Source organism: Pseudomonas sp. PDM28 (assembly GCF_019219115.1).
GTDB classification, from domain to species: domain Bacteria; phylum Pseudomonadota; class Gammaproteobacteria; order Pseudomonadales; family Pseudomonadaceae; genus Aquipseudomonas; species Aquipseudomonas laurylsulfatiphila.
Genome location: NZ_JAHUWG010000008.1, coordinates 197,259 through 210,136 on the forward strand (window position 1 = coordinate 197,259; position 12,878 = coordinate 210,136).

The following is a 12,878-nucleotide window of genomic DNA, read 5'->3' on the forward strand; positions in this document are numbered from 1 at the left end:
TCATTGGTTTAAAAGGATAACAACATGACCGCACACGACATCGCCAAAGCCCCGATCATCACCAGCATGCAGGTTGTTCCGGTGGCCGGCCACGACGGCATGCTGCTCAATCTCAGCGGTGCCCACGGCCCGTTTTTCACCCGCAATATCGTGATCCTCAAGGACAACGCCGGCCACACCGGCGTCGGCGAAGTGCCGGGTGGCGAGCGCATTCGCCAGACCCTGGAAGACGCACGCAGCCTGGTGGTCGGCAGCCCGATCGGCACTTACCAGAAGATTCTCAACCAGGTACGCCAGACCTTCGCCGACCGCGATGCCGGCGGTCGAGGATTGCAGACCTTCGACCTGCGCATCACCATCCACGCCGTCACCGGCCTGGAAGCTGCGCTGCTCGATCTGCTCGGCCAGCACCTGGACGTGCCGGTCGCCGCCCTGCTCGGTGAAGGCCAGCAGCGCGATGAAGTGAAGATGCTTGGCTATCTGTTTTATGTCGGTGATCGCAACGAAACAGACCTCGCCTACCGCAGCGAGCCAGACGCCGACAACGACTGGTTCCGCGTACGTCACGAAAAAGCCATGACCGCCGAGGCGGTGGTCCGCCTGGCCGAGGCGGCGCACGCGCGTTATGGCTTCAAGGACTTCAAGCTCAAGGGCGGCGTGCTCAGCGGCGACGCCGAAATCGAAGCGGTCACGGCCCTCGCCGAACGCTTCCCCGATGCGCGCATCACCCTCGACCCGAATGGGGCCTGGTCACTGAAAGAAGCCATCCGCCTGTGCCGCGATCAGCACCGCGTGCTGGCCTACGCCGAAGACCCGTGCGGGGCGGAGAACGGTTACTCGGGACGCGAAGTCATGTCTGAATTCCGCCGGGCCACGGGGCTGAAAACCGCAACCAACATGATCGCCACCGACTGGCGGGAGATGGGCCACGCGATCCAGTTGCAGTCGGTCGACATTCCCCTGGCCGATCCGCACTTCTGGACCATGCAGGGCTCGGTGCGCGTGGCGCAGATGTGCCACGAATGGGGCCTCACCTGGGGTTCGCACTCCAACAACCACTTCGACATTTCCCTGGCGATGTTCACCCATGTCGCGGCAGCCGCGCCGGGCGAGATCACCGCCATCGACACCCACTGGATCTGGCAGGACGGCCAGCGCCTGACCAAGGCCCCACTGCAAATCGTCGACGGCTGCGTGCAGGTGCCGCAGAAACCGGGGCTGGGGGTGGAACTGGACATGGATCAGGTCGCCAAGGCTCATGAACTGTACAAAGGCATGGGCCTGGGGGCGCGGGATGACAGCGTGGCGATGCAGTTTTTGATTCCGGGCTGGACGTTCGATAACAAGCGGCCGTGCCTGGTGCGTTGAATCGCCCAGTGGGTTGAATCGCCAAGTGAGTTGATTCAAGGGTTGCGCGTGGCCGCCTGTTGGCGGCCGCTTTAAAAAGCGCTCGGAGCCTGGCGCTTAACCCCCTAAAATGGCGCGCAACTGAATCAACGACGGATGAAACCCACATGGACAGGCTGAAAACCATCGCCGCCGGCATGGCGATATTTGCCGCAGGCCAGTGCGTGGCACAGGATCAAATCGAGACGCTGGTGAACGCCGCCGTACAACCGGTGATGCAGGCCGAGGGTATCCACGGCATGGCCGTGGCGGTCACCGTCAACGGCCAAGCGCACTACTTCAACTATGGCGTCGCCTCGAAAGAAACCGGCAGCCCTGTCACAAAAGACACCCTGTTCGAAATCGGCTCGGTCAGCAAAACCTTCACCGCCACCCTCGCCGCCTACGCCCAGGCCACCGGCAAACTGTCACTGTCGGACAAGGCCAGCCAGGTCCTGCCGGCCTTGCGCGGCAGTGCTTTCGACCACATCAGCGTGCTGCAACTGGGCACCTACAGCGCCGGCGGCCTGCCGCTGCAATTTCCTGCCGAATATGATTCGGCCGACAAAATGCTCGGCTACTACAAACAATGGAAACCGCTCTACGCCCCCGGCAGCCACCGACTGTATTCGAACCCCAGCCTTGGCCTGTTCGGCTACCTCGCCGCCCACAGCATGGGACAGCCGTTTGATGAGCTGATGGAGAAAACCCTGCTGCCAAAACTGGGCCTCAAGCACACCTATGTGCATGTGCCGCAGGACCAGATGGCGCTGTACGCCCAGGGCTACAACAAGGACGACAAGCCGGTGCGGGTCACTCCGGGGGCGCTGGATTCCGAGGCGTACGGGGTGAAGACCAGCGCCGCAGACTTGCTGGCCTACGTCGACGCCAACATGAAGCCGACGTCTCTGGACAAGCCGTTGCAGCAAGCCATCGCCTTGACTCATAGCGCCTACTACAGCGTTGGCGACATGACCCAGGGCCTGGGCTGGGAGATGTATCGCTACCCGATCACACTGGATCGCTTGCTGGACGGCAACTCCACGCCGATGGCCATGCAGGCCCATGAAGTCCAGTGGCTGAACCCGCCGCAAGCGCAACCGCAGAACGTGCTGATCAACAAGACAGGCTCAACCGGTGGCTTTGGCGCTTACGTGCTGTACGTGCCATCGAAGGAGATCGGCATTGTGATGCTGGCCAACAAGAACTTCCCGAATGCGCAGCGGGTCAGGATTGCGCATCAGATTTTGAGTGCGCTTGCCCAATAAGTCTGGTTCGCGCTCCCAGAGAAAAAACTGGAGGTTGATACTGATCAGTTAACACACGAAACCTGTGGGAGCGAGCTTGCTCGCGATGGCGTCGTAACAGTCAATATAAATGTTGAATGTCAGGTCCCCATCGCGAGCAAGCTCGCTCCCACAAGTTAATTGCTTACCACCAGGATTCAGGGCCGGATCAATCATCCGGCATTTCCGGCGGCTTGGCGGGCTTGGCCGGTTTGCTGTTTTTCCCGGGCTTGGCGCCTTTGGCCGCCGGCTCGGCTTCAGCGACGGGAGCGGCCACTGTCGCGGTAAATTCTTTCTCGGCCGCCGGCAACTGATCGACTGCGCTGAAGATCTCGTCCAGCTTGATGGTGTCCGATTGTTCCAGTTTCTTTTCGCCGTCCTTGCCGACCAGAATCACCTTGGTCTTGGCGCCGGCACCCAGCTTGAGCGAGCGGATCAGCGCCGCCGTATCCTGCGGTCCGAGGTCTTTGCCGTCGCGCTGGCCCATCAGGTTGAGCACGGTGTAGAGCACCATGTTGCGGTCGGTGAAACCCTTGCGGTTGGCTGGTTCATCCAGCGACTTTTTCAGGCTGACCCAAGTCGGATCCACAGTGCTTGGAGCGATGACAATCAGTGGTCGTGCCCTGCCCTTGTCCATGTCCAGCGGTGAGTCGCCATCGGCGGCGAACGAGGTGCCGGCAATCGCCAGCAAGATAGCCATGGTCAGTGACCTGATGAGCATGCGCATCTCCTTTTTGATATCCACGCTCTAATGATTGCGCATCGCGGCGATCGTTCCGGGTGACGTACCGCAATTTTTTTCGCCTTGTCCCAAGCTTAGGTCAGGGCGGTCATTGCGCAACAACTCGGGGTCATCTCAGGATTTACAAAGTTCAAGGCAGATCAAGGATCAAGCGGGTCGCAAGGGGTGCCCGGACAGGCACCGACTGGGCATTGCACCCGCGAAGGAGGTCGGCGTAACGAATTGAATCAGAACGCCAGCTTGTAGCCGATCAGCAACAGCATGGTCGCCAGGCAAGGACGCAGCAGTTCGTCGGAGATGCGCCCGGTCAGGTGGCTGCCCAGGTAAATCCCCGGCAACGAACCCACCAGCAAGTAACCCAGGACGTGCCAGTCCATGTTGCCCATGCTGGCATGGCCGAGGCCGGCGACCAGGGTCAGCGGCACGGCGTGGGCGATTTCAGTGCCGACCAGGCGGCGGGTCGGCAGCATCGGATAGAGAATGAACAGGGCCACGGTGCCCAGTGCACCGGCGCCGATGGACGTCAGCGCGACCATGGTGCCGAGGACCAGGCCAGTGATGACCGTCAGGACATTGAGGCGCGAGCCGCTGGGGTTGTAGTGGCCGCCAGCACGTTTGTGGGCGAAATCCAGCAGACGCTTCTTGAACAGGATCGCCAGTGCCGTGGCGAACAACACAAAGCCGAGGGCCTGCTTGATGATCGCGTTCATCGCATCGGGGCTGGAGTGCAAAGTGCTCAGGAACCACAACGTCAGTGCAACCGCCGGCACGCTGCCAAGGGTCAGCCAACCGGTAATCGCCCAGTCGATGTTGTTGTTCTTTCGGTGAACCAGTACGCCGCTGGACTTGGTGATCGCCGCGTAGAGCAAATCGGTACCGACCGCCGTCGCCGGGTTGATACCGAACCACAGCAGGATCGGGGTCATGAGCGACCCGCCACCGACGCCAGTCATGCCGACAATAAAGCCAACCACCAACCCGGCCACGACCAACCCGATGTTCACTAAATCCATTGATACGTCCACAAAGATCGCAGGGGAAATCTGGCCCGCAGCATAGCGATTTTTCTTATAACCAGTTATATCGATGCGATCTATCTTTATTCCGGAACCATCATGCAACCCTGTGGGAGCGAGCTTGCTCGCGATAGCGGTGTATCAGTTGGCATCAATGGCGACTGACACACCGCTATCGCGAGCAAGCTCGCTCCCACAGGGTTCCGTGTCGTGCTCACTGCACCGGCAGGAAATTCAGGAACAGCAGGCTCTGGGCATAGTTCAGGCCGATGCGCCGGTAGCGCTCGTCGAGCATCTGGGTCAGCAGGTCCAGGCGGGCGACGATCTTGCCGAACTCGACGGCAAAGCTCAGGTTGCTGCCCTCCTCCGAGATTTCGTTGGAAAACAGCAGGGGTTGGCCTTGCTTGTCTTGTCGCTGGCTGAGGATCCAGGTGGCAATCTCGATGTTGCGTGCGGCATTGCTGACGAATACCGGGTTGATCGTATCGGTCATGTAGAACTCGGTGCGATTGCCATGGGCGGTTACCAGCATGCTGCCGATGGCATAGATGAACGCTCCGACCCGATCGCCGAGAAATTCCGGGCTCATGGCAAAACGCAGGGCCGCCAGGTCCTTTTTTCCGCCCAGGGTCGGTAATGGCTGCTGCTGTTCAATGGCCATGCGCACTTGCTTGCCGGCCGTACGGGCATCGAGGAAACCGGACTTTTTCAGCTCATCGGGGTTGCGCAGGTAGAGCTTGCCCATGAGCAGGTAAAGGCTGTCGAGGTTGTCGCGCATGGTCAGGGTGGCCATGCGGTCGACACTGGTCTGCAGGAACTCCTGGGGTTGGCCTTCGCGCATCTGGGTGATGATGTCGCCGCCCTGCTGCTGGCTGCAACCGGTGACGAAGAACATCGACAGACCTGCCAGCAGCAGGCAATGACGGCGGATTTTTGTGCTGTTCGCGGGTGAAACTCGAGCCATGGGTTCTTGAACTTGGGCATGCGCCGACGGTGGGGATCGCCGCAGGCTGCCATGGATAGAGCCGGACATTTCGAAAAAGTGCAGTATCGGGCGACACCAATCGATCACTGGCAGGGGAATGTTCATAGAAAAAACGGATCAGAACATCATGAGAACGGTCCACACTCCTTGTAGGAGCTGCCGCAGGCTGCGATCTTTTGACGTTGATTGTTCAAGATCAAAAGATCGCAGCCTGCGGCAGCTCCAACACCGTATACACACAGGAGGTTTGCATGCGCACGCTTCAATTGGCTGGCGCCCAGGTGCCCGTCATTGGCCAGGGCACCTGGCAGATGGGCGAGGACCGCTCACGGCACAGGGAAGAAGTCGCGGCACTGCGCCTGGGCATCGATCTGGGCATGACCCTGATCGACACCGCTGAAATGTACGCCGAAGGCGGCGCCGAGGAAGTGGTCCGCGAAGCCATCGCCGGCCAGCGCGACAGCGTCTTCGTGGTCAGCAAGGTGTACCCGCACAACGCCAGCCGCCAGGGCATCCCCCAGGCATGCGAGCGCAGCCTGCGCAGGCTCGGTACCGATTACATCGATCTGTATCTGCTGCATTGGCGCGGCCAGTATCCGCTGGAGGAAACCGTCGACGCCTTCGAGCGCCTGCGCGAAGCCGGCAAGATCGGGCGTTGGGGCGTGTCCAATTTTGACCTCGACGACTTGCTGGAACTGGATGCCCCGGCCTGCGCCACCAATCAGGTGCTCTACAATCTGGAGCAGCGCGGCATAGAATTTGACTTGTTACCCTGGAGCCAACAGCAGCGGCTGCCGGTCATGGCTTACTGCCCGATCGGCCAGGGTGGAAAAATGCTCGCCAATGCCACACTCAAGCAGGTGGCCGCCCGGCACGGGGTGACGCCAGCACAGGTGGCGCTGGCATGGATAGTGCGCCAGGACGGCATGATCGCCATCCCCAAAGCGGTCCGGCCCGAACATGTGCGACTCAATGCCCAAGCCGCCACGCTGCAACTTGAGCCCGGGGATCTGGAGGCGTTGGACCACGCGTTTCATGCGCCACAACGCAAACAGCGGCTGGCCATGGTCTGAGCCAACGCAGTCTGTCAGAGAGCTTCGCCATGAGAAGCACCGACCACCTGGACCCGTTCAATCTGCAACGCTTTCTCCAGGCTCAGGACCCGGTATTCGACCGGGTTCAAGACGAGCTGAACAACGGACACAAGCGCAGCCACTGGATGTGGTTCATTTTTCCGCAGTTTGCCGGGCTCGGCGGCAGCGAGATGTCGCGCCGCTTTGCCATCCGCTCGCGAGAGGAGGCCCTGGCCTACCTTGAGCATCCGTTGCTCGGCGCCCGCCTGCGCACCTGCACCCAGGAAGTGCTGAACATCCGGGAGCGCTCGGTGGCCGTGATTTTCGGTCATCCCGACGACCTGAAATTTCATTCCTCGATGACCCTGTTCGCCCAGGTCGATGCCGCCGACAGCCTTTTCCAGCAAGCCTTGAACCAATACTTCCACGGCATCCTGGATGACTGGACCTTATCGCTGATGGACTCAAAACAGGCCCAGTTGCCCCCCAATCAGGGTTGAGAAGTCGTCGTCGACAAACGGCAGTATCGCGTCCGCCACCGGTTGCAGTTGCCGGGTGATGTAGTGGTCGTAATCGATGGGCGCGCTGCGCACTTCCAGCGGTTCGGGGCCGGCGACGGTGATCACGTAGCTGATCCAGCCGCCGTTCTGGTATTGCCGCGGGCGCCCCTGGCTGTCGTTGTACTCATCGGCCAGGCGCGCCGCGCGTACGTGGGGCGGGACGTTACGCTGGTAGTCATCGAGGGTGCGGCGCAGGCGTTTGCGATAAACCAGCCGGTCATCGAACTCGCCGGCCAGGGTCTTGCGCACGTAGTCACGTACGTAATCCTGATAGGGCTTGCGCAGGAAGATCCGCGAATACAGTTCTTGCTGGAATTGCCGGGCCAGCGGCGACCAGTCGGTGCGCACGGTTTCCAGGCCCTTGTAGACCATTTCGTCGCTGCCATCGGCGCGGGTCACCAGTCCGGCGTAGCGTTTTTTGCTGCCTTCTTCGGCACCGCGAATGGTCGGCATCAAAAAGCGCTTGTAGTGGGTTTCGAACTGCAGTTCGAGAACGCTTTGCAGGCCGTATTCCTGCTGCACATGCTCGCGCCACCACTGATTGACGTGCGCCACCAGCGCCTGGCCGATCTGTGCCGCCTCCTGCTGGCCGTGGGCGCGACGTAGCCAGACGAAGGTCGAGTCGGTGTCGCCGTAGATCACCGCATGCCCCTGGGCCTCGATCAACTGGCGGGTGCGCAGCATGATCTCGTGCCCGCGCAAGGTGATGGACGACGCCAGGCGCGTATCGAAGAAGCGACAACCGCTGGAGCCGAGTACCCCATAGAACGCGTTCATGATGATTTTCAGCGCCTGGGACAGCGGTGCGTTGTGTTCGCGCTTGGCGGTTTCCCGGCCTTCGGCGACCCGCGCGACGATGGAGGGCAGGCAATGCCGGGTGCGAGAGAAGCGTGCGCCGCGAAAGCCCGGCACCGACTCGCTATCGTCCGGGTGCCTGAGCCCTTCTATCAGCCCCACGGGGTCGATCAGGAAGGTGCGGATGATCGACGGATAGAGGCTCTTGTAGTCGAGCACCAGCACCGATTCGTACAGTCCCGGTTGCGAATCCATGACGAAACCGCCCGGGCTGGCTTCAGGTGGCTTGCCACCGAGGTTCGGCGCAACGAAACCCTGACGGTGCATCAGCGGCATGTACAGGTGGGTGAATGCCGCCACCGAACCGCCCATGCGATCGGCCGGCAGTCCCGTGACGCTGGCCCGCTCCAGCAGGAAGGTGAGCAACTCGGTCTTGGCGAAGATCCGCGTGACCAGTTCGCAATCCTTGAGGTTGTATTTGGCCAGCGCCGGTTTGTCCTCGGCGAACATGCGATTGATTTCGTCCATGCGCTGGTACGGGTTGTCGATGGACTTGCCCTCGCCGAGCAGGGTTTGCGCGACGTTTTCCAGGCTGAACGAGGGAAAGCTCCAGGTCGCCGAACGCAGGGCCTCGATACCGTCGATGATCAGGCGGCCAGCGGCTGAAGCGAAGTAATGGTTGCCGTTGCCATGTTCGCGCCACTGCATTTCCTCGCCGCCACGCCCCAGTTTCAACGGCACCGCCAGGCGCCGGGCGTGTTCGTGAAGCACCCGCAAGTCGAACTGCACCACATTCCAGCCAATGATCGCGTCGGGGTCGAACCGGGCAAACCAGTCGTTGAGCTTTTTCAGCAGCAAGGTCCGCGAATCGCAGTACTCGAGCTGGAAATCCACCTGGCTATCGTCGCCATTGGGCGCGCCGAGCATGTACACCTGACGCTCGCCGCAGCCTTCCAGGGCAATCGAATACAACTCGCCCTGGGCCGTGGTCTCGATGTCCAGGGACACCAGTTTCAAGCTCGGCCGATAGTCGGGATCGGGCTTCATCTGTGCGTCGAGCAACAGGCCCTCGGCATTCGGCGTGCCACTGAAGCGCACCGGCGCGGTGATGAAGCGTTCCATCATGTAGCGTTCCGGCGGGCGCACGTCGGCTTCGAACACTTCGACGCCGGCCCGGCGCAACGCGGTTTCCAGGCGCATCAACTGGCCATGTTGCCGGCAGTAGAGTCCGAGGACCGGGCGATGGTCGAAATCCTGCAGGCTCAGGGGCTTGAGTTCGACATTCTTCTCGTCATGCAAGACGCTTTCGGCCTGCAGACGCTGCGCAGCAGGGATGAACGCCACCGAGGGCTGCAAAGGCAGGCGGATGCGCCGGGGACCGCTGTCGGTCGCCAGCCAGAACTCGACTTCCGTACCGACCGGGGTGTCGCGCCAATGCCGGGTCAGGACGAAGCCCTGCTGTAGATCCACCACTGCAAACCTCGAAACTGATTCAGAGGGTGATTCTACCCGGCATCGGCAGGGATAGCGCACTTCGCGCCGAGATCAGCGGTCAACATCAATCCTGTGGGAGCGGGCTTGCCCGCGATAGCGGACTGTCAGCCAACAAAGATGTTGAATGCTATGGCCCCTTCGCGGGCAAGCCCGCTCCCACAGGATTGATGTTGACCGGAAATAAGGGGTTTACCGAAGAAAAACCGCCGAATGACGTTTTTTGCGTGTTATCTGCCGCTTTCGCCCTTGCCCTGAGCGCTTGCGTCTACGATTCTTCAAGGACAACGACAACACCCGAGTAACCACCATGAAAACCGTCGCCCAACTGCTCAAGCTCAAAGATCAGAAGAATCAGGAAGTGCACCAGATCAAACCCGATCACATGGTGCTCGAAGCGCTGATGAAGATGGCCGAGAAAAACGTCGGCGCCTTGCTGGTGGTGGAGAATGATGAAGTGCTGGGCATCATCAGCGAACGGGACTATGCGCGCAAACTGGTGCTGCACGGCCGCTCCTCGGTGGGCACGCCCGTGCGCGACATCATGGTGTCGCCGGTGATTACCGTCGACACCCACCAAACCGTGGATACCTGCCTGGGTATCATGTCCGATAGACGCCTGCGTCACTTGCCGGTGGTCGAAGGCGGCAAATTGATCGGCCTGCTGTCGATCGGTGACCTGGTCAAGGAAGCGATTGCCGAACAGGCGGAACTGATTCGCCAGCTGGAGCAGTACATTCGCGGGGAGTAAATCCGGACACAACATTCACCCGAAAACCTGTGGGAGCGAGCTTGCTCGCGATAGCGGCCAGACATTCAACATAGATGTCGACCGACATGGCCCCATCGCGAGCAAGCTCGCTCCCACAGGGTAAGTGGTGCTTTCAGGCCGGCCAATGCCGGGCGAACACCGGTGCCAGAGCCGGGTGGCGGTCGATGCGTTCCAGCCAGGCGAAAAACCCGGGCCGCGCAATGCGCAAATGTTCCCGACTGCCCGCCCACCGCGAGATCACCGCCGTCAGCACATCCAGGGCCCCTGGTTTCTCGCTGCCCAGATACAGTTCGCCCGAAAACTGGTCGGCAAATACCTCCCAACTCCAGTGCAGGCGCCTGCGGGTTCCCTCCATGAGGTTCTGCCTGAACGACTCGTCCGCCTCGGCCAGCCAGCGCTCGGGGTAATCGATGATGCCGATGGCCGCATAGCAATTGCTGGCGATGTACGCCATGGCGCGAATGGCCTGGTCCCGCTCGGCCGGGTCCCGGGGCAACAACCTCGACGCGGGAAAGCTCAGCCCGAGATGAATCAGGATCGCCACGCTCTCGGTCAGGACAGCGCCATCGGGGAGTTGCAGGGTCGGAATCTGTTTGAGCGGATTGAGTTTCTCCAGCGCATGGGCCGCCTCCGCGGACGCCTCGACATCGATGAAGCGATAGGGAACATCACAAAGTTCAAGGGCGGCTTCGATGGCCGCGGCCCCGGAGTTCTGATGACCGTAGAGCTGGTACATAATCGTCTCCTTGCACACCGCGATCTCTGCAGTGCCTCATCAAGCGTCCCGGCAGAGGAACACGCCAGCTATCCAGTGTAGAAGCCACCACCTGCCACACAGCGACCATCCGACGATCGCACCATCAAGCTCACAAGGGGTATGGCGCAGGTCCTATCACTGCCATCGATGTTCACCATCACCTCAATGAAGTTCTCTTAAAAAATCCGCGGCGTAACATCTGCTCCATACCCACCCATAAGCACCCCCGGAGCACACCATCATGAAACGCCAAACCCTCCTCAGCATCGCTTTCTCGGTTTTCGCAGTTAACGCTTTCGCCGCAACTTCTGCTCAACCTGTGGTCGCTGAAGGCGGCTCGGATCGTCTGATTGAAAGCCGTGTGGCCGAGGGTGGTTCCGATCGCCTGATCGAGAATCGTGTGGCCGAAGGTGGTTCGGATCGCCTGCTGGAAAAACGCGTTGCCGAAGGCGGTTCCGACAAACTGCTGCAGAACCGCGTCGCTGAAGGTGGTTCCGACAAGCTGCTGCAGAACCGCGTTGCTGAAGGCGGTTCCGACAAACTGCTGCAAAACCGCGTTGCTGAAGGCGGTTCCGACAAACTGCTGCAGAACCGCGTTGCTGAAGGCGGTTCGGATCGTCTGATCGAAAGCCGCGCTGTCTGAATGCAGAGCTTTACCGCTGGACTCGACGAAAACCCGGCCTCACCCGCCGGGTTTTTTATGCTTGGAGCTTTCACTGTTTTGGAGGTCGCTTCATTTCCAGCGTGGGCGCGGTCCCTTGTGGGAGCTGGCTTGCCTGCGATGGTCGTTAACGATAACGCGTGTGATCTGGATTAACGCGGCGCACTGGAGTCCATCGCCAGCAAGCTGGCTCCTACAGTTGCCCGGAATTGTTGGAACAACCGATTACTTCCCTGCCCGCGCCATGCAGCGCTGGTAACGTTCATCGACCCGTTTGGCGAACCACGCGGTGGTCAGTTTGCGCGTGATTTTCGGGCTTTGCAGCACGATCCCAGGCAACACTTCACGGGGTAACGGCCGACCTTCGGCCCTTTCGGCCAGTTCGAAAACCCGTCGATAGAGTGTGCTGTCTTCGAACGCCAGGGTATTGCCCTCTTCCAGTTGCGCGCGGATCGCCGGATTGCGCATGTCCAGTTGCTTGCCGAGGGTGCGCACGGCCAGTTCCGTGGTGCCGGGCATGATCGAACCGTAACGCACCAGGTCGCCATCCAGCGCCAACGGAATACCGGAAGCCCGGCTCACCGCGTTCTGAAACGCGGCGTTACGGCTGGCGTACCAACCCGCGTTGAAGTCCGCAAAGCGGTACAGCGGCTGCGGATAACTCGCCGGATACCCCAGCAGGTGCGCGATGCCGAAATACATGCCGCCGCGCCGGGTGAACACTTCATGGCGGATCGAGCCCTGCACCGGATACGGGTAGCCCTTGGCCTGCTGCTCGGCAAAATCGATGCTGACCTGCATCGGTCCGCCGGTATGCACCGGGTTGAAGCCACCGAACAGGGTTTTGCCCATCGGTACCATGCCGATGAAATCGTCGAAAATGCCACTCAGCTCCTTTTCACTGCGCGCGGCATTCAGGCGGGCGCTGTAGCTTTTGCCGTTGGGCGAGTCGAGCTTCAACGCACTGTTCACCAGCAGGCCGGGAATGTGTGCCTTGGCGGCGCGACGGTCGATCTCGTCGCGGGCGATCTTGCCCAGGCCCGGTACGCTCGGATCGACCTGAAAGGTCGACTCCTGTTCGGTCACGGCCAGCACCGAGCACAGGTTTTGCGTGGTCGGCGAGATGTCTTGCGCGGTAAACGCCACCTGGATATCCGTGGCCCACCCCTGGGGATCGGCGGCTTTGGCCGGCAGCAATCGCACAATCTCGGCCTTCACCTGGTCCGGACTACGCGCCGCCGGTTCCTGGGTCCGCTGGCTGCCGCAACCGGCCAGTATCAACAAAGCGGCGATGCTGAAGATCAATCGATTGGCTTGCATGTCGTTCCATCTAGTCCTTGGGTCCGGCTTAACC

Annotated in this window: 12 protein-coding genes; 6 read left to right on the forward strand and 6 right to left on the reverse strand. The window is 60.9% G+C overall.

What is annotated here, in order from left to right; translation table 11 throughout:
- The first annotated feature begins 24 nt into the window (after window positions 1–24).
- Window positions 25–1,368, forward strand: coding sequence for a glucarate dehydratase (gudD, locus tag KW841_RS19625; RefSeq protein WP_218479227.1), 1,344 nt, complete (start codon window positions 25–27; stop codon window positions 1,366–1,368).
- A 176-nt stretch (window positions 1,369–1,544) separates the two neighbouring features.
- Window positions 1,545–2,654 carry a class C beta-lactamase gene (ampC, locus tag KW841_RS19630; RefSeq protein ID WP_371319524.1) on the forward strand — a complete coding sequence of 370 codons (1,110 nt, stop codon included), beginning with the start codon at window positions 1,545–1,547 and terminating at the stop codon, window positions 2,652–2,654.
- Window positions 2,655–2,841: 187 nt separating this feature from the next.
- Here ampC and KW841_RS19635 read toward each other — a convergent pair whose 3' ends face one another.
- From KW841_RS19635 to KW841_RS19645, 3 genes are all read right to left on the reverse strand, one after another.
- Window positions 2,842–3,393 carry a DUF4174 domain-containing protein gene (locus tag KW841_RS19635; protein ID WP_007976822.1) on the reverse strand — a complete coding sequence of 184 codons (552 nt, stop codon included), beginning with the start codon at window positions 3,391–3,393 and terminating at the stop codon, window positions 2,842–2,844.
- 248 nt (window positions 3,394–3,641) lie between these two features.
- Window positions 3,642–4,427 carry a sulfite exporter TauE/SafE family protein gene (locus KW841_RS19640; RefSeq protein WP_218479234.1) on the reverse strand — a complete coding sequence of 262 codons (786 nt, stop codon included), beginning with the start codon at window positions 4,425–4,427 and terminating at the stop codon, window positions 3,642–3,644.
- A 217-nt stretch (window positions 4,428–4,644) separates the two neighbouring features.
- Complete coding sequence (locus KW841_RS19645; protein ID WP_218479236.1) at window positions 4,645–5,394, reverse strand: hypothetical protein; 750 nt, start codon at window positions 5,392–5,394, stop codon at window positions 4,645–4,647.
- 272 nt (window positions 5,395–5,666) lie between these two features.
- On the opposite strand from KW841_RS19645, the gene KW841_RS19650 reads away from it, so the two are divergent.
- Together KW841_RS19650 and KW841_RS19655 are read left to right on the forward strand one after the other, a co-directional pair.
- Window positions 5,667–6,488, forward strand: coding sequence for an aldo/keto reductase (locus tag KW841_RS19650; protein WP_218479238.1), 822 nt, complete (start codon window positions 5,667–5,669; stop codon window positions 6,486–6,488).
- Between the two features lie 29 nt (window positions 6,489–6,517).
- Complete coding sequence (locus KW841_RS19655; RefSeq protein WP_218479240.1) at window positions 6,518–6,988, forward strand: DUF1810 domain-containing protein; 471 nt, start codon at window positions 6,518–6,520, stop codon at window positions 6,986–6,988.
- On the opposite strand, the gene KW841_RS19660 is transcribed toward KW841_RS19655, so the two are convergent.
- Entirely contained in the window at window positions 6,953–9,313 is a 2,361-nt protein-coding gene (locus KW841_RS19660; RefSeq protein WP_218479242.1) for a DNA polymerase II, read from the reverse strand. The genes KW841_RS19655 and KW841_RS19660 overlap by 36 nt on opposite strands.
- 331 nt (window positions 9,314–9,644) lie before the next feature.
- Between KW841_RS19660 and KW841_RS19665 the strand changes: the two genes are divergently transcribed.
- Complete coding sequence (locus KW841_RS19665) at window positions 9,645–10,085, forward strand: CBS domain-containing protein (protein ID WP_007976812.1); 441 nt, start codon at window positions 9,645–9,647, stop codon at window positions 10,083–10,085.
- A gap of 133 nt (window positions 10,086–10,218) precedes the next feature.
- On the opposite strand, the gene KW841_RS19670 is transcribed toward KW841_RS19665, so the two are convergent.
- On the reverse strand, window positions 10,219–10,842 hold the full coding sequence (locus KW841_RS19670; RefSeq protein ID WP_218479243.1) for a glutathione S-transferase family protein: 624 nt from the start codon (window positions 10,840–10,842) through the stop codon (window positions 10,219–10,221).
- 262 nt (window positions 10,843–11,104) lie between these two features.
- On the opposite strand from KW841_RS19670, the gene KW841_RS19675 reads away from it, so the two are divergent.
- Entirely contained in the window at window positions 11,105–11,506 is a 402-nt protein-coding gene (locus KW841_RS19675; RefSeq protein WP_007996958.1) for a hypothetical protein, read from the forward strand.
- Between the two features lie 243 nt (window positions 11,507–11,749).
- On the opposite strand, the gene KW841_RS19680 is transcribed toward KW841_RS19675, so the two are convergent.
- Entirely contained in the window at window positions 11,750–12,844 is a 1,095-nt protein-coding gene (locus KW841_RS19680) for a DUF1615 domain-containing protein (protein WP_218479246.1), read from the reverse strand.
- Window positions 12,845–12,878: the final 34 nt, after the last annotated feature.